At 76.0% G+C, this 1,105-nt stretch carries 2 protein-coding genes; both read left to right on the top strand.

Features of this window, described 5'->3' with window-relative positions:
* A partial coding sequence (locus OZN99_RS32205; protein ID WP_270939261.1) for a Smr/MutS family protein occupies nucleotides 1–409 on the top strand: 409 nt, incomplete at its 5' end.
* Nucleotides 406–801 (top strand): helix-turn-helix domain-containing protein, encoded by a 396-nt coding sequence (locus tag OZN99_RS32200; protein WP_270939260.1) that lies wholly within the window; start codon nucleotides 406–408, stop codon nucleotides 799–801. The genes OZN99_RS32205 and OZN99_RS32200, both read left to right, overlap by 4 nt.
* Nucleotides 802–1,105: the final 304 nt, after the last annotated feature.

Raw genomic sequence — 1,105 nt, 5'->3', positions numbered from 1 at the left:
CGCGCCGGCGCCGCTGCCCAAGGCCCCGCCGCCGGCGCCGCAGCGCGCCCTCGCACCGGAGATCCGCATCGGCGAGCAGCCGGGGGGCCTGGACCGCAAGCGCTGGCGCAGCCTGCGCCGCGGCGACGCGCCGAGCGAGCGCACGCTGGACCTGCACGGCCGCCGCGTGAACGACGCGCATGTCGCGCTGCGCGCCTTCCTGCACGACGCGTCGCTGGATGGCGTGCGCACGGTGACCGTCGTCACCGGCAAGGGGCCGCAGCCCGATGGCGGCATCCTGAAGCGCGAGCTGCCGCATTGGCTGAACGCGCCGGACCTGCGCCCGCTGGTGCTCGGCGCGGCGCATCCGCACCCCACCAACACCGGCGCGGTGAACATCCTGCTGCGCAAGCGGCACAGGGCGCGATGACGCCGTTCGGCGCCCGGCTGCGCCAGCTCCGGCGGCGCCGCGGCGTCACGCTGAAGCAGCTGGCCGCGCATCTGCAGGTCTCCTCCGCCTATCTCTCCGCGCTGGAGCACGGGCATCGCGGCCGCCCCTCCGCGGGGCTGGTGCACCAGGTGAACGAGTTCTTCGGCCTGATCTGGGACGAGGCGGAGGAGCTGGCGGAGCTGGCCCGCATCTCCCACCCCAAGGTCAGCGTGGACACCGCCGGCCTCTCGCCGGAGGCGACGGCGCTGGCGAACCGGCTGGCCGAGGCCATCCGCCGCCTCAGCCCGCAGACGGTCGCCGCGATGCACGCGCTGCTGGACCGCGAGGCCCCGCCCGAGAAGCCGCGCCTGCGCCGCGCCGCCGGCCGGTGACGCGCGTTCGACTGCGGAAGGGTTCCCGATCACGCGTGCGGGATGCCATGCTGTCTGTCCACGCCCCGACGAACGGGCGCCGCAACCTGCCCGCGCCAGTCATCGGACGCGATCGACCGAGGGAAAGACCCATGCCCATCGCGGCCCCGAGGATGCTGACGGCCATCACCGCGCTGATCCTGCCCCTCATGGCCTGCGAGGCCCCCTCGCGCCCGCCGCCGCGCGGCGCGGCCCTGCCGCCGCCGGCCATGCCGGCCGGCGCCTACGAGCCGGCGCCGATGCCCTCCCAGGCCGCCGAGGAGTT

This window comes from Falsiroseomonas oryzae, from assembly GCF_027856955.1.
Classification (GTDB): Bacteria; Pseudomonadota; Alphaproteobacteria; order Acetobacterales; family Acetobacteraceae; genus Falsiroseomonas; species Falsiroseomonas oryzae.
Note: the sequence above shows the minus strand (reverse complement) of the source record. Positions and strands in the feature narration are given on the sequence as shown.